Origin of the sequence: Streptomyces spiramyceticus (genome assembly GCF_028807635.1) — a bacterium.
GTDB classification, from domain to species: domain Bacteria; phylum Actinomycetota; class Actinomycetes; order Streptomycetales; family Streptomycetaceae; genus Streptomyces; species Streptomyces spiramyceticus.
This window is the reverse complement of the sequence record NZ_JARBAX010000002.1, coordinates 1,021,693-1,045,040: the sequence shown is the minus strand read 5'-3', so window position 1 is coordinate 1,045,040 and position 23,348 is coordinate 1,021,693. Positions and strand designations below refer to the sequence as shown.

Below are 23,348 nucleotides of genomic sequence, written 5' to 3'. Positions count from 1 at the left end.
ACTCAGGCAAGGGGTACACCGTGCTGACCAGGATCGCCGAGCTCACCCTCCACAGGGCCAGGCTCGTACTCGTACTCGGCGCCGTGGCGGTGGTCGCCATGGCAGCCATCGGAATGGGCGCGTTCGGCAAGCTGCTCGGAGGCGGCTTCGACGACCCCGACGCGCCGTCGATCCACGCTCAGCGCGTGATCGACGAGAAGTTCGGCGGGGAGACCAACCTGGTGTTCCTCGTCCGGGCCGAACCCGCCGAGGGAGGCGGGCCGGCCTCCCCGGCCGTCGCCGAGCGCGGACGCTCGATCACCGACGGCCTCAGAAACGACACCACCGTGACCAATGTGGCGTCCTACTGGGACGCCAAGAGCCCGCAGCTGACCTCCGAGGACGGCAGCCAGGCACTGGTTGTCGCCCATGTGAAGGGCAAGGACAGCGAGATCCTCGAACGCGCCGACGCCCTGGTCGACAAGTACGCCGGTGACCGCGACGGGGTGAGCGTGCAGGCCGGCGGCGAGGCGGCGGTCGGCAATGACGTCACGTCCCAGGTCGGGGCCGACCTGGCGGTGGCCGAGGCGATCGCCGTGCCCTTGACGCTGATTCTGCTGGTGCTCGCCTTCGGCAGTGTGGTGGCCGCGCTGCTTCCGCTGGTCGTCGGGCTGATCGCGATCGTCGGCACCTTTGCCGAACTGTTCGTGCTCGGCACTCTCACCGACGTGTCCGTCTTCTCCGTCAACCTGACGACGGCGCTCGGCCTGGGCCTCGGGATCGACTACGCGCTGCTGCTGGTCAGCCGGTTCCGCGAGCAGCTCGCCGCCGGCCAGGAGGTTCCCGACGCCGTACGCACCACCGTGACGACGGCGGGCCGCACCATCGTCTTCTCCGCCGCCACGGTCGCCGCCGCCCTGGCGGCCCTGCTGATCTTCCCGCCGTACTTCCTGCGCTCGTTCGCCTACGCCGGAATCGGCGTGGTCGCGGTGGCCGCACTCGGTGCACTGCTCATCGTGCCCGCCCTGCTGGCTCTGCTCGGCCACCGGATCAACAAGGGCCGCATGCCCTGGGCCGACGCGGTACGACGTCCCGACGCCCCCTTCTGGGGACGCCTCGCGGGCCTGGTAGTGCGCCGCCCCGCGCTGACCGCGCTGCCGGTCCTGGCCGTGCTGCTCCTGGCCGCGAGCCCGCTGCTCGGGGTCACCTTCGGCACCCCGGACGAGCGGGTGCTGCCGGAGGACGCGAAGAGCAGGCAGGTCGCCACCGCCGTCCAGCGGGACTTCGCGGGCGACGACGACGGCGCGGTGCAGGTGGTGACCACGGGAGCGGTCGCGGCCGCGCCGCTCGGTGCGTACGCGCAGGAGCTTTCGCGCCTCGACGGCGTCGTACGGGTCGACGCGAGCTCGGCGACGTACACCGGAGGCAACGCCCGGGAAGCGGGGCCCGCGGCGGCGGCGCTGGGGCGCCCGGACGCCCAGCGGCTCGTGGTCGTCACCGGGCACGCGCCCAAGTCGGACGCGGCGCAGGATCTCGTACGGGACATCCGCGCCGTCCCGGCGCCTGCGGGCACCGAGACGCTCGTCGGTGGTACGGACGCCAGGCTGGTCGACTCGAAGCACTCCATCGGGGTGCGGCTGCCGTTCGCGATCGGGCTGATCGTGGTGACGACCTTCGTGCTGCTGTTCCTCTTCACCGGCAGCGTCGTGCAGCCGCTGCGGGCGCTGCTGCTCAATGGGATCAGCCTTTCGGCGGCCGCCGGTGCGATGGTGTGGATCTTCCAGGACGGCCATCTGGCGTCGCTGCTCGGCTTCACGCCTCAGCCGATGGACACCTCGATGACCGTGCTGCTGTTCTGCGTCGCGTTCGGTCTTTCGATGGACTACGAGGTCTTCGTGACCAGCCGGATGAAGGAGCTGCACGACGCGGGGGCCGACCGTACGAAGACGGTCACCCAGGGACTGGCCCGCACCGGCCGCATCGTCTCCATGGCGGCGGGGCTGCTCGCGGTGAGCTTCTTCGCCTTCGGCACGAGCGAGATCAGCTTCCTGCAGATGTTCGGCATCGGCAGCGGACTGGCGATCGTGATCGACGCGGTGGCGGTGCGGGGGGTGCTGGTGCCGGCGGCGATGCGGGTGCTGGGGCGGCACGCCTGGTACGCCCCCGGCTCCCTGCGCCGGCTGCATGCGCGGGTGGGGCTCGACGAGGCGCCGGCACCGCGGGAGGAGGCGCGTTCGCCCGCCGGGGTATGAGCGGTGCGCGGGGTGGGGCGGGGCTTTCTTTCCCCACCCCGCCCCTTCCCGCTGTGACATTTTGCGGCTGCCGCCGCGTGGTGGGGCTCCGCCCCAGTTCGGGAAGGGGCGGGTAGGGGAAAGCGCCGCAGGCACCCGCACCCGCACCGCGCCCTAGCGGCCCGTTTCCTTCTCGTAGGCCTTGAGGACCTCGTCGGTGGGGCCGTCCATTAGGAGCTCGCCCTTCTCCAGCCACAGCACACGGTCGCAGGTGTCCCGGATCGACTTGTTGCTGTGGCTGACCAGGAAGACCGTGCCGGCCTCCTTGCGGAGCTCGCGGATCCGCTGCTCGGAGCGGATCTGGAACTTCCGGTCACCCGTGGCCAGCGCCTCGTCGATCATCAGTACGTCGTGATCCTTGGCAGCGGCGATCGAGAAGCGCAGCCTCGCCGCCATGCCGGACGAATACGTCCGCATCGGCAGCGTGATGAAGTCGCCCTTCTCGTTGATGCCCGAGAAGTCGACGATCTGCGCGTACCGCTCGCGGATCTCCTCGCGCGACATGCCCATCGCAAGGCCGCCGAGGATGACATTGCGCTCGCCGGTCAGGTCGTTCATCAGAGCCGCGTTCACGCCGAGCAGCGAGGGCTGGCCGTCCGTGTAGACCTTGCCCTGTTCCGTGGGGAGGAGGCCCGCGATGGCGCGCAGCAGGGTGGACTTGCCCGAGCCGTTCGAACCGATCAGGCCGATCGCCTCGCCGCGGTAGGAGGTGAAGGACACCCCTCGTACCGCGTGCACCTTGCGTACGCCGGGTGCGTCGCCCTTGCCGCGCTTCATGATGCGGCTCAGTGCGGCGGTGGCACTGCCACGGCCGCCCGCGCCGCCGTTGACCCGGTACACGATGTGCACGTCGTCGGCGATGACCGTGGGGATACGCCCCTGCGTGTTGTCGTCAGCCACGGCCGTACCTCTCCTCAGCCTTCCAGAAGTAGACAAAGCCCGCGGCGCCGATCAGCAGCGCCCAGCCCAGACCGACCGCCCACACGTGCGGGGGCAGGTTCTCGGAGCCGTACCCGTCGATCAGGCCGAAGCGGATGAGGTCCATGTAGACGGCCGCCGGATTCCACTGGAGCACGTCCGTGACCCAGCCGGGCAGGTCCTTGTCGCTGAGCATCACCGGGATGCTGAACATCACGCCGGACGCGTACATCCACGTACGCATCACGAACGGCATCAGCTGCGCGAGGTCGGGCGTCTTGCTGCCGAGCCTGGCCATGATCAGGGCGAGGCCGATGTTGAAGACGAATTGCAGGGCCAGCGCCGGAATGACGAGCAGCCAGGACAGCGAGGGGTAGCTGCGGAAGGCGACCGCGATGATCACCAGCACGATCATCGAAAACAGCAGCTGCTGGAGCTGCTGGAGCGCGAAGGAGATCGGCAGCGAGGCGCGCGGGAAGTGCAGCGCTCTGACCAGCCCGAGGTTGCCCGAGATCGACCGGACGCCGGCCATCACCGAGCTCTGGGTGAAGGTGAAGACGAATACGCCCGTGACCAGGAAGGGGACGTAGACCTCCCGGGGCATGCCCCGGTCGGCGTTCAGCATCAGGCCGAAGATGAGGAAGTAGACGAGCGCGTTCAGCAGCGGGGTCGCCACCTGCCACAGCTGGCCGAGCTTGGCCTGGCTGTACTGGGCGGTCAGCTTCGCCTGCGAGAAGGCGAGGATGAAGTGGCGCCGGCCCCACAGCTGCCGGACGTACTCGATCAGCCCCGGTCGGGCACCGCTCACCGACAGGCCGTACTTGGCGGCGAGCTCCGCCGGGGTAAGTGCGTCGTCGGGAGATGGCGGGGCGCTCGTCGCGACCGCACCGTCATGGGTTGTGTCACTCACAAGTTGAAACTTTCGTGTTCAAGATGCGCAGGGCAATAAGGCGCTGTCAGACCCGAGCTTGTCAGACAACAGGGGGTCGCCCGAGCCGGGTCAGGCGCCAGACGGTACGCCACTTCATCGGACGGCGGGGACCTGAGGCATTTGTCCACCCCTCCCAGAAGCCGCCGAACCATGCCTTCAGCGCAGGTCCGGAGGGGCGTCGCGCCAGCGTGAGCAGCAGCCACACACCGAGGTAGACGGGCACCAGGAGGGCCGGCAGATTGCGGCGGGCCAGCCAGACCCGGTTCCTGGCCACCATGCGGTGGTACACCGCATGGCGGGAGGGAGCGGTCGTCGGGTGGTACAGGACCATGTCCGAGCGGTAGTCGATCATCCAGCCGGCGTCGAGCGCCCGCCAGGCCAGATCGGTCTCCTCATGAGCGTAGAAGAACTCGTCCGGCAGCCCGCCGACCTCGGCGAAGACCTTGGTACGTACGGCATTGGCGCCGCCGAGGAAGGTCGTGACGCGCGAGGAGCGCATGGGGTCCGACGCACGCAGCCGGGGCACGTGGCGGCGTGCGGTCTCCCCCGTGTCCGGGTCCGCGATCCGGAAGCTGATGATGCCCAGCTTCGGGTCGGCGGCGAAGGCCTGGCGGCACAGCTCGGCCGTGTCGTGGTGGGCCAGCAGACCGTCGTCGTCGAGGAAGAGGAGAACGTCCATCTCGGCGCCGCTGGGGCCGAACGCCTCGATGCCGGCGTTGCGGCCGCCGGGGATGCCCAGATTCTCGGGCAGCTCCACGGTCCGTACGCCCTCGGGGACACCGGTGACCGGGGAGCCGTTGCCCACGACCACGACCTCGACGCGGTCGCCGTCCTGCTTGGCGACCGAGTCGAGGAGGGCGCGCAGCTCGTCCGGGCGGTTGCCCATGGTGATGATGACGGCGCCGACCTTCATGCCCGTGCCCTCCGCGCCCGTCACTTCAGCCTGCTCGAAGCGAGGATGGACACGAGGTGCAGAAGCGTCTGGACGATCGCGATGCCCGCGAGGATGGCGATGCCGAGGCGGGTGAAGAACAGGTCACCCTGGACACTGTCGATGATCGCCACGACCAGGATGAACAGGCTCGCCTCGATGCCGCCGACCAGCCGGTGGAACTTCAGCGCCGCCGCGGCGCGACGGGCCAGGGCCAGACCGGAGGAGCGGGGCACGGAGGCCTCGTCCTTGACGGCGGGCAGTCCGCTGCGCTGGCGGGCCACGTCGACCAGATCGGTCTCGGCCTTGATCAGGATCGCACCCAGCGCGGCGAGCGTACCGAGGAAGGCCCACAGCCACTCCGGCCCTCCGTCGCCGAAGACGTCCGCGCCGCGTACGCCGAAGCCCACCAGCAGGGCCGCCTCGCACAGGTAGTGGCCGATGCGGTCCAGGTAGACGCCGGTGATCGAGGTCTGCTTGCGCCAGCGGGCGACCTCGCCGTCGACGCAGTCGAGCAGCAGATAGATCTGGAACAGCACCACCGTGAGGATCGCGCCGGTGAGCCCGGGGATCAGCAGCGTCGCACCGCCGATGACGCCCACGACCACCATGAGGTAGGTGAGCTGGTTGGGCGTGATCTTCGTGTTCACCAGGTACGGGTCGATGTGCAGCGAGATCTCTCGCATGTACATGCGCCCGGCCCAGTGCTCACCGCTGCGCCGGTCCTTCACTCCCTCGGGGTGAACGACCGGACGGAGTTCAGCTACTGATGGTCTTGACATAGTCGGCGTAAGCGTCCCTGATCTGGTCTGCGGACAGGTCGAGGTGCTCCAGGATCGTGAAGCGTCCCGGGCGGGTCTGCGGGGCGTACTGAACGGCCTCGACGAACTCGTCGACGCTGAAGCCGATCTCCGCGGGCAGCACCGGCAGGCCGTGCCTGCGCAGTACGTCGGCGAAGAGCGCGGCGTCGTCCTGCGCCCCGCGCAGGTGCATCGCGAAGGCCGCACCGATGCCGACCTGCTCGCCGTGGAGCGCGGAGCGCTTCGGGAAGAGCAGGTCGAAGGCGTGGCTGATCTCGTGGCACGCGCCGGACGAGGGCCGGGTGTCGCCGCTGATCGACATGGCGATGCCGGACAGGACGAGGGACTCGGCGAGGACCGTGAGGAACTCGTCGGTGCCGGCGCCGCCGGGGTGGCGGAGTACGGCTTCTCCTGCCGTACGGGCCATGGCGGCGGCCAGTCCATCGACCGGCTCGCCCGTGATGCGGTGGGACAGCTCCCAGTCGGCGATGGCCGAGATGTTGGAGATCGCGTCGCCGATGCCGGACCGGACGAAGCGGACCGGTGCCTCGCGGATCACGTCGAGGTCGATGACCATGGCGATGGGCGTGGGTACGCCGTAGGAGCCGCGGCCGTTGTCGTTGTCCAGGATGGACACCGGCGAGCAGATGCCGTCGTGCGAGAGGTTCGTCGCGACGGCGACCATCGGCAGGCCGACCCGGGCCGCCGCGTACTTCGCCACGTCGATGATCTTGCCGCCGCCGAGGCCGACCACGGCGTCGTACCGCTTGCCCTTGATGTCGTCGGCGAGCTTGACGGCGGAGTCGATCGTCCCGTCGGCGACGGGGAACCAGTCGGCGTCGGGCAGGACCGGCGCGAGCTTGTCGCGCAGCGCCAGTCCCGAGCCGCCGCTGGTGGCGATGGCGAGCTTGCCCGAGTTGGAGATCCGCTGGTCGGCCAGGAGGCCGGCCAGATCGTCCATGGCGCCGCAGCTGATGTCGACGACGACCGGGGACGGGATGAGCCGGGTCAGTACAGGCACGCGATCTCACGGCCCTTCGCGAGGTCGTCGTGGTTGTCGATCTCGACCCACGTCACTTCGCCGATGGGGGCCACGTCGACGGTGAAGCCGCGGTTGACCAGCTCCTGGTAGCCGTCCTCGTAGTAGAGGTCGGGGTCGCGCTCGAAGGTGGTCTTCAGTGCGTCGGCGAGTTCTTCGGCGGCCTCGGGCTCTATGAGGGTGACACCGATGTACTCGCCGGTGGCGGTGGCCGGGTCCATCAGCTTGGTGATTCGCTGAACGCCCTTCTCGCCGTCGGTGATGACCTTCATCTCCTCGTCGGCGAGGTGCTTCACCGTGTCGAGGGCGAGGATTATCTTCTGGCCCTTGCCGCGGGCGGCGAGCAGCGTCTTCTCGACGGAGACGGGGTGCACGGTGTCGCCGTTGGCGAGGATCACACCCTGCTTGAGGACGTCACGCGCGCACCACAGGGAGTAGGCGTTGTTCCACTCCTCGGCCTTGTCGTTGTCGACGAGCGTGATCTTGAGGCCGTACTTCGCCTCAAGGGCCTCCCGCCGCTCGTACACGGCTTCCTTGCGGTAACCGACGACGATCGCGACCTCGGTCAGGCCGACCTCCGCGAAGTTGCCGAGCGTCAGGTCGAGGACGGTCGTGTCGCCGTCCACGGGCACCAGTGCCTTGGGGAGGGTGTCCGTGTAGGGACGCAGACGCCGTCCGGCGCCGGCAGCCAGTACGAGGCCGATCATGCGGGTTCTCCTTCGTCGTGTACTGCGGGAGCTCCGGAGGACACCCAGAAACGGATGGACTCCACGAGCACCACGAGCGCCACGGCCACAGCGAGGACCGTGAGCGCCAGGGTGAGGTGTGTGTTCTGCGGCGACAGGACCGCGGCGAGTACCACCACCACGAGCGTCCGGCCTTCGTGCCCGCCGATCGTCCGCACCAGCCACTGGGGCGGCGCGCCGGTGCCACCGCGGATGCGGTACACCGTGTCGTAGTGATGGTAGGCGACGGCCGCCACCAGCCCGAAAGCAGCCTGCAACGCTCCATTCACCTCGGACCGGGCCGCGAGAATCAGGATCGTGCCGTATTCGGCCGCCCGGAAAACAGGGGGGACGAGCCAGTCGAGGGCGCCCTTGAGGGGGCGTGCCACGGCTATGCCCGAGAGGACCGCGTAGAAGACGGCCGCGACGACCACTTGCAGGCTGCCGAACGGCTGCGTGAGCGCCGCGCTCACCAGCGCCGCAGCGCCGATCGCGGCCATCACCGGGGCGGTCCACGCCCCCGTGATACGGGGCCCGCGTGCCGCCACGGCCTGGGCGAGCGGCCCGCTGTCCGCGAGGTCTGCGAGGGCCTGGGCGGCTCGGTCGGTACGCCGTGCCTTGCGGGTCAGCGAGCGCAGGACGCGGCCGGCCGTGGTGTAGAGGGCGGCGAGCGCGCAGCCGACGAGCAGGGCGTAGAAGACGATGCGCGGAGTGGTGACGGCGGTCAGGACCGCGACCATCGCCCACCGCTCGCCGATCGGCAGGACGATCATCCTGCGGACCCAGACCGTCCAGCCGACGCTGTCGAGCTTGTCGGAGAGCGCGGCGGTGGGGCTCGTATTGGACTCCGCGTCGTGGTTCGCCTCGTTGAAGGAGAAGTCCACGACGTGGCGGCCGGTCTGGAGCACCATCGCGCCGAGCGCCAGCGCCCATACGTCGTCGCCGCCCCGGGCGGCGCCGAGTGCGAGGCCGGCGTAGTACGCGTACTCCTTGGCGCGGTCGAAGGTCGCGTCGAGCCAGGCGCCCATCGTCGAGTACTGCAGCGAGTAACGGGCGAGCTGCCCGTCGGTGCAGTCCAGCACGAAGGAGAAGAGCAGCAGCGCACCGGCCGCGATGTAGCCGCCCCGGGTGCCGGTCGCCGCGCAGCCGGCCGCGATCAGCGCGGTGATCAGCGAAGCGGTGGTGACCTGGTTGGGGGTGAAGCCCCGGCGGGCGCACCAACGGGCGATGTAGCGCGAGTACGGGCTGATGCAGAAGGTGGTGAAGAAGCCGTCGCGGGACTTCACCGCGGTCCGCAGCCGTACGGCTTCCTCGTCGACGGCGGCGACGGCGGCGCGGGCCTGCTCGCGCCCGGCGTCGTCCGTGGGGACGGCGGCGACCAGCGAGCCGAGTTCGGGCCGCTGTACGGCGGTGCCTGCGGCGTCGAGCGCCTCGGCGACGGCGTCGGGCCCGGCCGGAGCGCTGCGCACGGCGTCGGCGAGTGCGGCGCGGGCCTCGGGCTGCGCCGTGAGCGCGCCGGGGGCGGCGGCTGCGGGGAAGCGGGGGTCCGTGAGCGCGAGGCGCAGGGAGTGGACGTGACCGACGAAACGCGGGTCGACGAGCGCGACGCGTTCACCGGCCGGTGTCGCGTCGAGCAGCTTGACGGTCTCGTCCGCATCGGCGGCGGACCGTACGTCGAATCCCAGCGACCGCAGATCGCCCTCGAGCGGCGATCCGGGTACCGGCGGACCGGTGAGGATGGCGGTCGACAGACGAACTCACTCCTTGGCACTGGCGTAGCCGGCTTGGCTGACGTGGCTGGCATGCGTCATTCCGGCCCGGTGCGGGCCGGAGGCATGTCGGCAGAGGCTATCGGATGTACGGAAGCGCGAGTTCACGGCCCGTTCACGCCCCGATAAGACCGGACGGGAAGGCGGGCGGCCCGCCGCGATCATCTTCGTCGATCAATGCCTCGCCCCACAAACCGCCCTTGTGGAGGGCCTAGGGTGGCCGTCATGACTTGGCTGATCACAGGTGGTGCGGGGTACATCGGCGCGCATGTGGCGCGGACCATGGCCGAAGCGGGTGAGCGGGTGGTCGTACTCGACGACGTCTCCTCCGGCGTCACGGACCGGCTGCCACCGGAGATCCCGCTGGTGAGCGGCTCCGTACTCGACAGGGAGCTGCTCGACCGTACGCTCGCCGAGCACAACGTCACAGGTGTGGTGCATCTCGCGGCGAAGAAGCAGGTCGGCGAGTCGGTGCAGCAGCCGCTGCTCTACTACCGGGAGAACGTGTTCGGTCTCACGGTGCTGCTCGAAGCGGTCGCCGCGGCCGGGGTGCGCCGCTTCGTCTTCTCCTCGTCCGCAGCGGTGTACGGGGTGCCCGAGGTGGATCTCATCCCCGAGAACACACCCTGCGCCCCGATCAACCCGTACGGCGAGACCAAACTGGTCGGCGAGTGGCTCGTGCGGGCCGCGGGCCGGGCGCACGGCATCTCGACCGCGTGCCTGCGCTACTTCAATGTGGCGGGTGCGGCGAGGCCGGAGCTGGCCGACACCGGGGTCTTCAACATCATCCCGATGTTCTTCGACCGGATCACCCGCGGCGAGGCCCCGCGGATCTTCGGGGACGACTACCCGACCCCGGACGGCACGTGCATCCGTGACTACATTCACGTCGCCGATCTCGCCGACGCCCATCTGGCCGTCGCGCGGGCGCTGACCGACGCCGCCGGGGACCTGACGCTGAACATCGGCCGCGGCGAGGGTGTCTCGGTGCGCGAGCTCGCCGATCTGGTGGCCGAGGTCACCGGTTCCGGGCTGGCCCCGGTGATCGAGCCGCGCCGTCCCGGTGACGCCGCTCAGGCCGTCGCCTCGTCCGATCTGATCGCCAAGGAGCTGGGCTGGTCCGCCTCGCGCGGTGTGCGCGAGATGGTCGTGTCGGCATGGGAAGGCTGGCTGCTGCGGCATCCGGAAGCCCGCCGGAGCTGATCTTGGCAAGGCCCTGACCTGCGGTCATTTCCGCAGGTCAGGGCATATGACAACGGTGTTCAGTCCCGTGTTGCACATACCCCCCTCCCGTAGTTCACTGGCACCTCGGGCCGATCATCCACATATCCGGGGAGGCGCTCCACATGGGGGCTGGGCACGATCACGGGCATACGCACGGCGGGCCGCCGCCCACCGGCACGGCTGCCGCCGCGTACAAGGGACGGCTTCGTATCGCGCTCGGCATCACGCTGACCGTCATGACGGTCGAGATCGTCGGTGGACTGCTCTCGAATTCGCTGGCGCTGATCGCGGACGCGGCCCATATGGCGACGGACGCCCTGGGGCTCGCGATGGCACTCCTCGCGATCCACTTCGCCAACCGCCCGCCCACCCGCAACGCCACCTTCGGCTACGCCAGGGCCGAGATCCTCGCCGCGCTGGCCAACTGTCTGCTGCTGCTCGGCGTCGGTGGGTTTCTGCTCTTCGAGGCCGTCGACCGGTTCATCACACCCGCCGAGACCAAGAGCGGTACGGCGATCGTCTTCGCCCTGATCGGTTTCGTCGCGAACATGGTCTCGCTCTCCCTCCTGATGAAGGGGCAGAAGGACAGCCTCAATGTGCGGGGCGCCTTCCTGGAGGTGCTCGCGGACGCTCTCGGCTCGGTCACCGTGCTGGTCTCGGCCGGCGTGATCATGGCGACCGGCTGGCAGGCGGCCGACCCCATCGCGTCCCTGGTGATCGGCCTCATGATCGTGCCGCGCACCTGGAAGCTGCTGCGGGAGACGCTCGGCGTACTGCTGGAGACGGCGCCCCCGGGTGTCGACATGGCCGAGGTGCGCGAGCACATACTCGGTCTGCCCGGGGTCGAGGACGTACACGATCTGCACGCCTGGACGATCACCTCCGGCATGCCGGTCCTCTCGGCGCACATCGTCGTCACGCAGGACGCGCTCGACTCGGTCGGCCACGAGAAGATGCTGCACGCGCTGCAGGGCTGCCTCGGCGACCACTTCGACGTCGAGCACTGCACGTTCCAGCTTGAGCCGAGCGGTCACGCCGAGCACGAGGCGAAGCTCTGCCACTGAGGGGCCGGACGGCCGCAGACACCGCCATCTGACGCCCGGTCGGGTGAGTGAAGTACGGACAAGACGCTTTTGTACGGCAGACTTGAAGGCCGGGAATCGAAGCGAAGGATGGTTATGCCGAGCACACCAGTCACCGCGGCGAACAGCTCGTCGAACGGCACCGCACAGGAGATCCTGCTTGAGCTGGTCGACGAGGACGGCAAAACCATCGGCACCGCGGAGAAGCTCGCCGCACATCAGGCTCCCGGCCAGTTGCACCGCGCTTTCTCCGTCTTCCTCTTCGACGAGTCGGGCCGGCTGCTGATCCAGCGCCGCGCGCTCGGCAAGTACCACTCCCCCGGCGTCTGGTCGAACACCTGCTGCGGGCACCCCTACCCCGGGGAGTCGCCGTTCGCCGCCGCCGCCCGGCGTACGTACGAGGAGCTGGGCATCTCCCCCTCCCTGCTCGCCGAGGCGGGCACCGTCCGCTACAACCACCCGGACCCGGACTCGGGCCTGGTCGAGCAGGAGTACAACCACCTCTTCGTCGGGATGGCGCAGGCCGCGCTCCGGCCCGACCCGGAAGAGGTCGGCGAGACGTCCTTCGTCACCGCCGACGAGCTGGCAGAACAGCATGCGCGGGCGCCGTTCTCGGCGTGGTTCATGACGGTGCTCGACGCGGCGCGTCCGGCGATCAGAGAGCTGACGGGGCCGAAGGCGGGCTGGTGAGCGAGGGGCCGGCGAGCGGCAGCGCGACCCAGATGATCTTGCCGCCGCTCGCGGTGTGCTCGATGTCGCACACCCCGCCGGCCTCCACGGTGATCTCCCGTACGAGCAGCAGGCCGCGCCCACCGGTCTGCGCGTAGTCCCGCTCCAGGGCCTTGGGCCGGTAGGGGTGGTTGTCCTCCACGGAGACCCTGATCCACTCCGTGCCGATGGCAACCTCGACGGCCAGTATGGGCGAGAGCAGCGCCGCATGGCGTACGGCGTTGGTGACCAGCTCGGAGACGATGAGCAGCAGCCCCTGCACCAGTTCGTCCTGCGCCGGTACGCCCTGGCGGTTCAGCAGGTCGCGGACGGCGTGCCGGGCCTGCGGGACGGAGACGTCGGCCGCGGGGGCGGTGAACCGCCAGACGCCTTCGTAGCCTGCCGGGGCGTCTTCGGTGGAACCTGGACGTTCGCTCTTCACCACCCTCCGAGTGTTGAGAACGTGTTGGTCCGGACCGGGCCACTGAACACAAGTCAGCCGCAATCGACGGCTTCTGACCATTGCGCATACGACTGCGTCACTTCTGCGGCCGTTCCTGCTCTCCCCCGGGGCTTCCCCGGGTCTCCCCCGGATCAGGGGGGCGCACCGCACGGATAGCATCCGGCGCATGGAGCCACAGCTGCAGCACACCGTCGCGGACGGTGTCGCCACCGTCGTCATCAGCAATCCCGCCAAGCGCAACGCCATGACCGCGGGCATGTGGGGCGCCCTTCCCGGGCTGCTGGAGCGGCTCGCCGGGGACGCGGACGTACGGGCGCTGGTGCTGACGGGCGCCGGGGACACCTTCTGCGCGGGCGCGGACATCTCCTCGCTGCGCGATCCGGGCGAGGAGGCGCAGGGGCTCGCTGTACGGGCCGAGGAGGCGCTGGCTTCGTTCCCCGGACCGACGCTGGCGGCCGTCCGCGGTTACTGCGTGGGCGGCGGCAGCCAGCTGGCGGCGGCCTGCGATCTGCGGTTCGCGGAGGAGGGCGCGTCCTTCGGGGTCACACCGGCCAAGCTCGGGATCGTCTATCCCGCGTCGTCCACCCGGCGGCTGGTCGCGCTGGTGGGTCCTGCCGCAGCCAAGTACCTGTTGTTCTCGGGCGAGTTGATCGGTACGGACCGGGCGCTGCGCACCGGCCTGGTGGACGAGGTGCTTCCGGCGGGCCAACTGGCCAAGCGTGTGGAGGAGTTCACCCGGGTGCTCGTCTCGCGCTCGCAGCTGACGCAGGCGGCGGCCAAGGAGTTCGCGAACGGGCGGCAGGACCGGGACGCCCACTGGGCGGAGCAGGCGCGCGGCAGCGGCGACACCGCGGAGGGGGTCGCCGCCTTCCTGGAGCGCAGGGCTCCGCGCTTCACCTACAAAGTGGCAGGCGGTTCCTGAGTCATCGGTCCCGCCAGCGGGCGACGATCTCCGCCGGGGCCTTCTCCGGCGAGCCCGCGTCGTACGGGGGCTGCGGGTCGTACTCGGTCATCAGCTGTACGGTCTGGGCGACCTCGTCACCGGCGACCCGGCCCAGCAGGTGCAACGCCATGTCGATGCCGGACGAGACGCCGGCGGCCGTGACGTACTTGCCGTCGAACACCACCCGCTCGCCGGTGGGCTCGGCGCCCTCGGCCTTCAGCTCGTCCATCGCGAGCCAGTGTGTCGTGGCACGGCGGCCCTTGAGGAGGCCCGCCCCTGCCAGGATCAGCGAGCCGGTGCACACCGACGTGGTCCAGGTACTGGTGGCGTCCACCGCGCGGACCCAGTCCAGCAGCTCCTCGTCGCGCATGGCCTGCCGCGCGTCGGGGCCGCCGGGGACGAGCAGGATGTCCGGGCTCGTCACCTCGGCGAGGGTGCGGTCGGCGACGAGGGCGAGATTGCCCTGGTCGTTGCGGACGGGGCCGGTCTCCTTGGCGACGAACACGGTTTCGGCGCCCGGCAGGTGGCTGATCAGCTCGAAGGGGCCTACGGCGTCGAGGGACGTGAAACCTTCGTAGAGGAGGATGGCGGTCTGCATATGGGCTGTCTGCCTTTCAGTGGGTTTGTACGGGGGCGTGGAAACGGCGCCGGTACTCGGCGGGCGGCGTGCCCAGCGCCTTGAAGAAGGCGCGGCGCATGGCCTCCGGCGTTCCGTAGCCGGCCGCTCGGGCGACTTCCTGGACGCCGTCGCCGGTCTCCTCCAGGAGGCGCCGCGCGTGTTCGAGGCGGACGCGGTCGACGTACCGGCCGGGTGTTGTGCCGGTCTCCGCCTGGAAGGCGCGGGCGAAGTGGCGCGGCGACAGCAGGGCGCGGGCCGCCAGCACCTCGACGGACAGGTCCTCGGCGGGGTGCTCGGCGATGTACTGCTGGACCTCGCGCAGCGGCTCGCGCCGGGCGGTCTGGGCGGCGAGCTGTGCGCTGAACTGCGCCTGGTTTCCCGGCCGTCGGAGGAACACGACGAGGTGGCGGGCGACGGTGAGTGCGGTCTCCCGGCCGAGGTCCTCCTCGACCAGCGCGAGGGCGAGGTCGATACCGGCCGTGACACCGGCCGATGTGGCCAGTTTTCCGTCGCGTACGAAGATCGGATCCGGGTCGACCTCGACGGCCGGGTACTTCCTGGCGAGATGCTCGCAGACGCCCCAGTGCGTGGTCACCCGGTGCCCGTCGAGCAGGCCCGCCTCGGCGAGCAGCAGCGCCCCGCTGCAGACGGAGACCAGGCGCTCGGCCTTCGGGGCGTTCTGGCGCAGCCAGTCGACGAGCCGGGGGTCGGGGCTGCGTGTACCGGGGCCGCCGGGGACGAGCAGGGTGTGGGGCGTGGGGGCGTCGGCGAGTGCGAAGTCCGGTACGACCTGGAGGCGGCTGGAGGTGCGGACGGGTTTGCCGTCGAGCGATGCCGTACGGATCCGGTACGCGCCGTCGGGGTCCCCGATCTGCAGGGCGGCACTCGTGAAGACCTCCACGGGGCCGGTCACGTCCAGGCTCAGGACGTCGTCGAAGAGAACGACGAGTACGGATCGCTGCGTCATGGGATCAATCCTTGGGGCGGCCTGCTATGTCCGCAATGACGAGGACCCCACCTTTACTGCCATGACGCCCCGGCTCTTCACGTCGTACCGACCAGTCGGTAACGTGCCTGTCATGACCTCTCTTCCCCCGCGCGCCGGCCGCCGCTGTCACAACGCCCTCAACCCGCTGCACTCGACGGTCTACTTCTCCCCCGACTTCGCCAAGGAGCTCGCGGGACTGGGCATCGAGGACAGCAACGCCGCCTACTTCGCGGGCCGGGCCGCCGCCATGGGCGCGGTCGGGCCCGGCGTGATCGCCGCGTCCTTCTACAACTTCAGCCACGCGCTCATCGCCCGTCACGTCCCCGAGGTGTGGCGTACGGCCGCCCCCGAGGTCGTACTCGAAGCGCGGCTGCGCGCCGCCGACACCACCCTGCGGCGGCTGCTCGGCGAGGAGGCCGTCGCATCCGACGAGATGGCGGAGGCGGCCGGGCTCGCCCTGCGCGCCGCCGAGGCCTGTACCGCGCACGCCCGTCCGCTGTACGCCGCCCACGCCGATCTGCCCGTCCCCGAGCAGCCCCACCTCGCGTACTGGCACGCCGCGACACTGCTGCGCGAGCACCGCGGCGACGGCCACCTCACCGCGCTGCTCGGCGCCGGACTCGACCCGGTGGAGGCGCTGGTCAGCCATACCGCGACCGGCAAGGGCATGTCGCCGCGCTGGACGCTGGCGACCCGGGGCTGGAGCCGTACGGACTGGGAAGCGGCCTCCGACCGGCTCCGGGAGCGCGGGCTGCTGGACGGCGAGGGCGAGTTGACCGAGGCGGGCACCGCGCTGCGCGCGGAGCTGGAGGACACGACGGACCGGCTCGACGCGGCGCCGTACGAGCACCTGGGCGCGGAGGGTGTGGAGCGGCTGACCGTGCTCGGGCGCGGTTTCCTGGCGGCGGCGGTGGTGGCCGGGGCGTTCCCGGCCGACCTCACCGGCAAGTGAGTCTTCACCCCTGACCTGCGGGGTTTGCGTACGCGCAGAACGGCTACCCGTACTGCTGTCCGATACCGAGACAGCAGGAGGTCCGACGTGTTCCGTGCGATAGCTGATGGACTCCGCATGGTCGGCTCGGCCATCGCGAATGTGGTGACCCTCCCGTTCCGGCTCCTGGCCCGGCTCTTCGGCGGCGCGTCCGACACCGCGTCGCGCGGCGGCCGGCGGACCCGGCGTGCCTGACAGGGCCTGCCGGAGGGGCTCGGCCGGGAGAGGCGTGGCGGCCGGGGGTGCGCGACAGGAGACCCGACAACCCTGCACAATGCAGGCTCAAGCACAGCCCGCAGGAGAAGGCGAGTCGGGAACATCGTGACGACGTCCATCGAAGGCAGGATCGCCGAGGAGCTCGGCGTAAAGGAGCGGCAGGTCCGGGCCGCCGTCGAATTGCTCGACGGCGGCTCGACCGTGCCGTTCATCGCTCGCTACCGCAAGGAAGCGACCGAGATGCTCGACGACGCGCAGCTGCGCACCCTCGAGGAGCGGCTGCGGTATCTGCGGGAGCTGGAGGAGCGGCGGACCGCGATCCTGGAGTCCGTACGGGAACAGGGCAAGCTGGACGAGGCCCTGGAGGCGCGGATCAGGACCGCGGACACCAAGGCGCGGCTGGAAGACATCTACCTGCCGTTCAAGCCGAAGCGCAGGACGAAGGCGCAGATCGCGCGGGAGGCGGGGCTCGAACCGCTGGCCCAGGGGCTGCTGGGCGACACTTCGGTGGACCCCCTCGCGGCCGCTGCCGCGTTCGTGAACGCGGAGAAGGGCGTCGCGGACGCCACCGCCGCGCTGGACGGTGCGCGGGCCATCCTCACCGAGCGCTTCTCGGAAGACGCCGACCTCATCGGCGAGCTGCGTGAACGCATGTGGTCGCGTGGGCGTCTCGCCGCGAAGGTACGGGCCGGCAAGGAGGAAGCGGGCGCCAAGTTCGCCGACTACTTCGACTTCGCCGAGCCGTTCACCGCGCTGCCCTCGCACCGCGTCCTCGCCATGCTGCGCGGCGAGAAGGAAGACGTACTCGACCTGGTCCTCGAACCGGAGGAGCCGTCGGACGAGACCGGCCCTTCGACGTACGAAGGCATGATCGCCCGGCGCTTCGGGATCTCCAACCTGGGCCGCCCCGGCGACAAGTGGCTGGGCGACACCGTGCGCTGGGCCTGGCGCACACGCATCCTGGTCCACCTCGGTATCGACCTGCGGCTGCGGCTGCGCACCGCGGCGGAGGACGAGGCGGTACGCGTCTTCGCGGCGAACCTGCGTGACCTGCTGCTGGCGGCGCCGGCGGGGACGCGGGCAACGCTGGGGCTCGACCCGGGCTTCCGTACCGGCGTGAAGGTCGCCGTCGTCGACGCGACCGGCAAGGTCGTCGCGACGGACGTGATCTATCCGCACGTGCCGCGCAACCAGTGGGACGAGGCGCTGGCGAAGCTGGCGCGGCTCGCGAGGGAGCACGCCGTCGAGCTCGTCGCCATCGGCAACGGCACGGCGTCGCGCGAGACGGACAAGCTCGCCGGTGAACTGTGCGCCAAGCACCCCGAGCTGAAGCTGACGAAGGTGATGGTCTCGGAGGCGGGCGCCTCCGTCTACTCGGCCTCGGCCTTCGCCTCGCAGGAACTCCCGGACATGGACGTCTCGTTGCGCGGCGCCGTTTCGATCGCGCGGCGGCTGCAGGACCCGCTCGCCGAGCTGGTGAAGATCGACCCCAAGTCGATCGGCGTCGGCCAGTACCAGCACGACCTGTCCGAGGTGAAGCTCTCGCGCTCGCTCGACGCGGTGGTCGAGGACTGTGTGAACGGGGTGGGTGTCGACGTCAACACCGCGTCCGCGCCGCTGCTTTCGCGGGTTTCGGGCATCAGCTCCGGGCTCGCCGAGAACATCGTCTCGCACCGGGACGCCAACGGCCCCTTCCGTTCCAGGAAGGGACTGAAGGATGTGGCACGGCTCGGTCCGAAGGCGTACGAGCAGTGCGCGGGCTTCCTGCGGATCCTCGGCGGCGACGATCCGCTGGACGCGTCGAGCGTGCACCCCGAGGCGTATCCGGTGGTGCGGGCGATGGTGAAGACGGCGGGCAGCGGGGTGGGGACGCTCATCGGGAACACGGCGGTGCTGCGGTCGCTCCGGCCCGCCGATTACGTCAACGACACCTTTGGGCTGCCGACCGTGTCGGACATTCTGAGGGAGCTGGAGAAGCCCGGGCGTGACCCGCGGCCCGCGTTCAAGACCGCGACCTTCAAGGACGGCGTCGAGAAGATCGGCGATCTGGCGGCCGGGATGATCCTGGAGGGTGTGGTGACGAATGTCGCCGCGTTCGGTGCGTTCGTGGATGTGGGGGTGCATCAGGACGGGCTGGTGCATGTGTCGGCGCTTTCGAAGACCTTCGTGAAGGATCCCCGGGATGTGGTGAAGCCGGGTGACATCGTGAAGGTCAAGGTCATGGACGTCGACATTCCGCGCAAGCGGATCTCGCTGACGCTGCGGCTCGACGATGAGGCGTCGGGTGCGGCGCCCGGTGGGCAGAGGCGGGAGCGGGGCGCGGGCTCCGGTGGCTCAGGCGGCTCGGCCGGCTCGGGTGGCCGGCCGCCGCAGCAGCGGCAGGGGGGCGGTGGCGGGCGTCGCGGCGGTGGTGGCGGCGGCGCTGGTGGCGGCGGGTCGCGGCAGGCGCCGGCGCCGGCGAACAGTGCGATGGCGGATGCGCTGCGGCGGGCGGGTCTGACGGACCCGAAGCCGGGCGGCGGGGGCAAGCGCGGCTGACGGTAGGGGCGGGGTGGGCGGGGGCGCTGCGCGCTCTTCCCCTACCCGCCCTTCCCGCACCGGGGGCAGGCCCCCAGGCCCACGGGTTGTGTGGGGTACGAGTGCCCTTGCGCCGTGCGCGCGGCTGGAATCGGTGTCTTGGACCGCGGGTGGGTGCGCTCCGACGCCGCAGGGCCGAGGAGGAACACGCGAAGTTCCAGGCCGAGCAGGCGGCGTACTCCAGCGGCTCCAGGACGAGGCTGAGGCCCGGCTTAAGGCCGAGAATCCCTGAGCCGGGTCGGCTTGGCTTGGCTTGAGCAGCTTCGCTTGAGCAGGGCGGCGGCCTGTGCCGGCCGCCCTGCTCGTGTCAGTGCTCCGTGACCTTGCCGTCCGCGACCTCGATACGGCGGGTCGTACGGACCGCGTCCAGCATCCGGCGGTCGTGCGTGACCAGCAGCAGCGTGCCCTCGTACAAGTCGAGTGCGGACTCCAGCTGCTCGATCGCCGTCAGGTCGAGGTGGTTCGTCGGCTCGTCCAGGACGAGGAGGTTGACTCCCCTGCCCTGGAGCAGCGCGAGGGCCGCGCGGGTCCGTTCGCCCGGGGAGAGCGTCGTGGCGGGGCGCAGGACGTGCGCCGCGCGCAGGCCGAACTTGGCCAGCAGGGTGCGTACGTCCGCCGGTTCCGTGTCGGGGACGGCCGCGCAGAATGCGTCGAGGAGGGACTCGGAGCCGTAGAAGAGACCGCGGGCCTGGTCGACCTCGCCGACGACCACCCCGGGGCCGAGCGCGGCATGGCCCGCGTCGAGCGGGAGGCGGCCGAGCAGGGCGGCGAGGAGCGTGGACTTGCCCGCACCGTTGGCTCCGGTGATCGTTACGCGGTCCGCCCAGTCGATCTGGAGCGACGCCGGGCCGAAGGTGAAGCCGTCACGGCGGACCTCCGCGTCGCGCAGGGTGGCGACGACCGCGCCGGAGCGCGGGGCCGACGCGATCTCCATGCGCAGCTCCCACTCCTTGCGGGGCTCTTCGACGACGTCCAGGCGCTCGATCATGCGCTGCGTCTGGCGGGCCTTCGCCGCCTGCTTCTCGCTGGCCTCGCTGCGCATGTTGCGGCCCAGCTTGTCGCCGTCCGTGGCCTTGCGGCGGGCGTTTCTCACGCCCTTGTCCATCCAGCCGCGCTGCATCTGGGCGCGGCCTTCGAGGGCGGCCTTCTTGTCGGCGTACTCGTCGAAGTCCTCGCGGGCGTGCCGGCGAGCGGTCTCGCGCTCTTCCAGGTACGCCGCGTAGCCGCCGCCGTACAGCTTGATCTGCTGCTGGGCGAGGTCGAGCTCCAGGACCTTGGTCACGGTGCGGGTGAGGAACTCGCGGTCGTGGCTGATGACGACGGTGCCGGCGCGCAGGCCGGAAACGAAGCGTTCGAGGCGCTCCAGGCCGTCCAGGTCGAGGTCGTTCGTCGGCTCGTCGAGGAGGAAGACGTCGTACCGGGAGAGGAGGAGCGAGGCGAGGCCCGCGCGGGCGGCCTGGCCGCCGGAGAGGGCAGTCATCGGCTGGTCGAGGCCGACGGTCAGGCCGAGGGATGCGGCGATCTCCTCGGCACGCTCGTCCAGGTCGGCGCCGCCGAGGTCGAGCCACCGCTCCAGGCCGACGGAGTACGCGTCGTCCGCGCCCGGCGTCTCGTCGACGAGTGCCTGGGTCGCCTCGTCGAGTGCGATCTGCGCGGCGGCCACGCCGGTACGCCGGGCGAGGAAGGACCGTACGGTCTCCCCCTCGCGGCGCTCGGGCTCCTGCGGGAGGTGCCCGACGGTCGCGGTGGGCGGGGAAAGCCGCAGCTCACCGCCCTCGGGGGTGTCGAGCCCTGCGAGGAGGCGCAGCAGCGTGGACTTGCCCGCGCCGTTGACACCTACGAGACCGATCACGTCGCCGGGCGCGACGACGAGGTCGAGTCCGGAGAAGAGGGAGCGGTCGCCGTGGCCGGCGGCGAGATCTTTGGCGACGAGAGTTGCAGTCATCAGACCTCAGATCTTAGCGACGGCTTTGGTCGGGCCGACGGGCACGGGCCCGAGGACCGGTGGGGTACGGGTGCGGATGGAGTGGCTGGTGGAGTGAGGGGCGCGTGCCGGTGCGCGCGGTGCAGCGGTGCGCCTGGTGCGTGCGGTGCGGCCCGGTGCGTGCGGTGCGGCCGGGTGCACCGGTGCGCCTGGTGCTTGCGGTGCGGGCCCGGTGCGCACGGTGCAGCCCGGTGCACCGGTGCGGCCGGTGCTTGCGGTGCGGTCCGGTGCACCGGTGCGGCCGGTGCTTGCGGTCCGGTGCGTACGGTGCAGCCCGGTGCAGCGGTGCGGCCGGTGTCGTGCGTCGGCGGGGTGCCGGCACAGGGACGGTGTCGGGCGTGGGCGCCGGTTCGGGGCACAGGTACCGGGACGGTTCGTGCTGGGGCGGTGCGGGGTGTCGGTGTGGGTGCGGGCCAGGTGCATGTGCGGTGCCTGTGTCGCGTGCGTGTGGGTGGACGCCGCCACGTGGGCGGAGTCCGGCGCAGCCGCCCGAAGCCCTCGGAGCGGAGTGCCAGGGGTGGGTGAGATCAGCGGACCATCGGGGCCACCAGCACTCCTCCCATCGTGCGGGCCACTATGAAGGACTGGCCCTTCGTCGCACGCCCGTCCAGCGGAATCCGGTGCTTCCCGGGTTCCAGCACGTCGTCGAAAAGCTCATGGGTGTGCGTCCGGTACAGGCGGTCCAAGCGGTAGGCGATCAGCCGCACCCGGCAGCTCGACGTCACCTCCACCCCCGCCTCGCCCTCCACCGCGATCAGCCGCGTCAGGCGCCGCTGCTCCAACGGGCTCCGGTCCAGGGCGTGTTCTATCTGGGCGACCAGGAGGGGGACTATGGGCGCCAGGCCGTCCACGTAGGCGACGTCGGCACCGGCGCGATCGAAGGCGGCCCGCACCGTCGCGCGTTCGCGTTCGTCGACCGCCCGGCCGAAGGCCACCGCTCCGTACGCCCGTAGCTCGTCGGCCGGGACGTCCGCCGCGTCACGCGTGATGTCCGCACCGATGTTGATCGTGCGCAGAGCGGCCGCGAGCTTGGCCAGTAAGTCGACTCGCGCGCCGATCAGCAGGACCCGGCGCCGGGGCGGGGGCTCCTCGTCGACGTCGGCCAGCAGCTGTTCCAGCGCCGCGCGGTACTCCCCTCCGCGGAAGCGGAACGGGCCTATGCCGTGGTAGCCGTTCAGTTCCAGGTCGGCGGCCTCGTCCGTCTGCCACGCGAAGTCCCGCCAGACGAAGTCCTCCCCGGCCCGCTCGATGACCGCGGTGACCGCTCCGCACTCCAGGCTTTCGCACTCCGGACACCCGTAGATGACGTACCGGCCGCCGGGCAGAGGCGCGGCCGCTTCCAGCAGGAGGCCGCGTACCTGCGCGGTGAAGATGGCGGGCGGGACGTCCGAGGCCAGCGGGGAGACCGCGTCCAGGTCGGAGAGCTGGTAGAGGAGGGGGCGGCCGTCGACGATGAAGTCCATGAATTCGCGGTGCACTTGGTAGCCACCATTGGCGAGAACACCACCGGCTCGCATCGCCGGAGCCAGCCCGAAGGTCGCGTAGTCGGCAGACATGTCCTGAGTATCCCCAGCCATGACGTGATGTGAGCACGGCAGGACAGATTCCGTTAGCGTCCGGCCATGAGCAGCGAAGTAATTGTGGTGGGCGGTGACGTGACAGGGCTGACCACGGCCCTCGGGGGCGTTCACGCGGACACCTCGCCGGCCGGACTGGGCGCGTGGGCGGCGGAGTTGCCCGGGCTGCGGGAGACGGCAACGGGGTTGCAGGCCGTGCTGCCGCTCATCGACATGCCGGTGCATCTGCGGTGGCTGCGGGAGCGGTTGGCGGCGGTGGGCACGATCGTCGAGACCCGCGGCATCACGGACTTCGCCGAGCCGGCGGCCGAGGCGGGGGTGGTGGTCAACTGCACGGGCTGGGCGCGCGGGAGCCCGGGCGTGGTGCAGTGCGGTGGCTCCGGGGGCGGTGCCGCGCTGGGGCGTCTCCTCGGGTGCCGAACGGGCGGGGGGTCGCAGTTGTACGCCGCCCAAACTGTGTTCGACACCCTGCGGGGAGCGCCCCTGCACGTCCCCTCCCGCAGCGCGGTGCGCGAAGCGGCGCCGGGCTCGTCCTGCCACCGCGCCGTGCGGTATGCCTCAAACTGTCCCGGGATCGCCCTCCTCCCGTGCCG

The 23,348-nt window shown here is 70.7% G+C and carries 21 protein-coding genes; 8 read left to right on the top strand and 13 right to left on the bottom strand.

What is annotated here, in order from left to right:
- Positions 1-20 precede the first annotated feature (20 nt).
- The gene (locus PXH83_RS28245; protein WP_274564119.1) at positions 21-2,231 is read left to right on the top strand and encodes an MMPL family transporter; all 2,211 of its coding nucleotides are present in this window, start codon (positions 21-23) and stop codon (positions 2,229-2,231) included.
- Between the two features lie 153 nt (positions 2,232-2,384).
- On the opposite strand, the gene PXH83_RS28240 is transcribed toward PXH83_RS28245, so the two are convergent.
- The 7 genes from PXH83_RS28240 to PXH83_RS28210 all read right to left on the bottom strand — a co-directional run bounded on the left by PXH83_RS28240 (position 2,385) and on the right by PXH83_RS28210 (position 9,365).
- The gene (locus PXH83_RS28240; RefSeq protein WP_214921969.1) at positions 2,385-3,170 is read right to left on the bottom strand and encodes an ABC transporter ATP-binding protein; all 786 of its coding nucleotides are present in this window, start codon (positions 3,168-3,170) and stop codon (positions 2,385-2,387) included.
- Positions 3,163-4,098 carry an ABC transporter permease gene (locus tag PXH83_RS28235; protein WP_274564118.1) on the bottom strand — a complete coding sequence of 312 codons (936 nt, stop codon included), beginning with the start codon at positions 4,096-4,098 and terminating at the stop codon, positions 3,163-3,165. Before PXH83_RS28235 ends, PXH83_RS28240 begins: the two co-directional genes overlap by 8 nt.
- Positions 4,099-4,159: 61 nt before the next feature.
- A complete protein-coding gene (locus PXH83_RS28230) occupies positions 4,160-5,032 on the bottom strand; it encodes a glycosyltransferase family 2 protein (protein WP_274565197.1) in 873 nt (290 codons plus the stop codon).
- A gap of 20 nt (positions 5,033-5,052) precedes the next feature.
- Entirely contained in the window at positions 5,053-5,832 is a 780-nt protein-coding gene (locus PXH83_RS28225; protein WP_214921967.1) for a CDP-alcohol phosphatidyltransferase family protein, read from the bottom strand.
- Entirely contained in the window at positions 5,810-6,871 is a 1,062-nt protein-coding gene (locus PXH83_RS28220; protein ID WP_274564116.1) for an iron-containing alcohol dehydrogenase family protein, read from the bottom strand. Before PXH83_RS28220 ends, PXH83_RS28225 begins: the two co-directional genes overlap by 23 nt.
- On the bottom strand, positions 6,859-7,596 hold the full coding sequence (locus tag PXH83_RS28215) for a phosphocholine cytidylyltransferase family protein (protein WP_274564115.1): 738 nt from the start codon (positions 7,594-7,596) through the stop codon (positions 6,859-6,861). The genes PXH83_RS28220 and PXH83_RS28215 overlap by 13 nt, the downstream gene beginning before the upstream one ends.
- Positions 7,593-9,365 (bottom strand): DUF5941 domain-containing protein, encoded by a 1,773-nt coding sequence (locus tag PXH83_RS28210; protein WP_274565196.1) that lies wholly within the window; start codon positions 9,363-9,365, stop codon positions 7,593-7,595. Before PXH83_RS28210 ends, PXH83_RS28215 begins: the two co-directional genes overlap by 4 nt.
- A 243-nt stretch (positions 9,366-9,608) precedes the next feature.
- On the opposite strand from PXH83_RS28210, the gene galE reads away from it, so the two are divergent.
- The 3 genes from galE to idi all read left to right on the top strand — a co-directional run bounded on the left by galE (position 9,609) and on the right by idi (position 12,379).
- Positions 9,609-10,586, top strand: coding sequence for a UDP-glucose 4-epimerase GalE (galE, locus tag PXH83_RS28205; RefSeq protein WP_274564114.1), 978 nt, complete (start codon positions 9,609-9,611; stop codon positions 10,584-10,586).
- 143 nt (positions 10,587-10,729) lie between these two features.
- A complete protein-coding gene (locus PXH83_RS28200) occupies positions 10,730-11,671 on the top strand; it encodes a cation diffusion facilitator family transporter (protein WP_274564112.1) in 942 nt (313 codons plus the stop codon).
- Positions 11,672-11,785: 114 nt separating this feature from the next.
- Entirely contained in the window at positions 11,786-12,379 is a 594-nt protein-coding gene (gene idi, locus PXH83_RS28195) for an isopentenyl-diphosphate Delta-isomerase (protein ID WP_274564110.1), read from the top strand.
- Here the strand turns inward: idi and PXH83_RS28190 are convergent.
- Entirely contained in the window at positions 12,345-12,842 is a 498-nt protein-coding gene (locus tag PXH83_RS28190; RefSeq protein ID WP_274564108.1) for an ATP-binding protein, read from the bottom strand. The two genes, idi and PXH83_RS28190, sit on opposite strands and share 35 nt — an antisense overlap.
- 184 nt (positions 12,843-13,026) lie before the next feature.
- Between PXH83_RS28190 and PXH83_RS28185 the strand changes: the two genes are divergently transcribed.
- Complete coding sequence (locus PXH83_RS28185; protein WP_274564107.1) at positions 13,027-13,782, top strand: enoyl-CoA hydratase/isomerase family protein; 756 nt, start codon at positions 13,027-13,029, stop codon at positions 13,780-13,782.
- Between the two features lies 1 nt (position 13,783).
- Here PXH83_RS28185 and PXH83_RS28180 read toward each other — a convergent pair whose 3' ends face one another.
- Entirely contained in the window at positions 13,784-14,401 is a 618-nt protein-coding gene (locus PXH83_RS28180; protein WP_274564106.1) for a DJ-1/PfpI family protein, read from the bottom strand.
- A gap of 16 nt (positions 14,402-14,417) precedes the next feature.
- Positions 14,418-15,389, bottom strand: coding sequence for a GlxA family transcriptional regulator (locus PXH83_RS28175; RefSeq protein WP_274564104.1), 972 nt, complete (start codon positions 15,387-15,389; stop codon positions 14,418-14,420).
- Positions 15,390-15,501: 112 nt separating this feature from the next.
- On the opposite strand from PXH83_RS28175, the gene PXH83_RS28170 reads away from it, so the two are divergent.
- From PXH83_RS28170 to PXH83_RS28160, 3 genes are all read left to right on the top strand, one after another.
- Positions 15,502-16,362: an SCO6745 family protein gene (locus PXH83_RS28170; protein ID WP_274564103.1), complete on the top strand. Its 861-nt coding sequence runs from the start codon at positions 15,502-15,504 to the stop codon at positions 16,360-16,362.
- Between the two features lie 87 nt (positions 16,363-16,449).
- A complete protein-coding gene (locus tag PXH83_RS28165) occupies positions 16,450-16,596 on the top strand; it encodes an LPFR motif small protein (protein ID WP_274564101.1) in 147 nt (48 codons plus the stop codon).
- Between the two features lie 126 nt (positions 16,597-16,722).
- The gene (locus PXH83_RS28160; protein ID WP_274564100.1) at positions 16,723-19,155 is read left to right on the top strand and encodes a Tex family protein; all 2,433 of its coding nucleotides are present in this window, start codon (positions 16,723-16,725) and stop codon (positions 19,153-19,155) included.
- A 346-nt stretch (positions 19,156-19,501) separates the two neighbouring features.
- Here PXH83_RS28160 and PXH83_RS28155 read toward each other — a convergent pair whose 3' ends face one another.
- From PXH83_RS28155 to PXH83_RS28145, 3 genes are all read right to left on the bottom strand, one after another.
- A complete protein-coding gene (locus PXH83_RS28155; protein ID WP_274564099.1) occupies positions 19,502-21,139 on the bottom strand; it encodes an ABC-F family ATP-binding cassette domain-containing protein in 1,638 nt (545 codons plus the stop codon).
- Between the two features lie 566 nt (positions 21,140-21,705).
- On the bottom strand, positions 21,706-22,734 hold the full coding sequence (locus PXH83_RS28150) for an oxidoreductase (RefSeq protein WP_274564098.1): 1,029 nt from the start codon (positions 22,732-22,734) through the stop codon (positions 21,706-21,708).
- Between the two features lie 131 nt (positions 22,735-22,865).
- A complete protein-coding gene (locus PXH83_RS28145; protein WP_274564096.1) occupies positions 22,866-23,084 on the bottom strand; it encodes a hypothetical protein in 219 nt (72 codons plus the stop codon).
- Positions 23,085-23,348 lie beyond the last annotated feature (264 nt).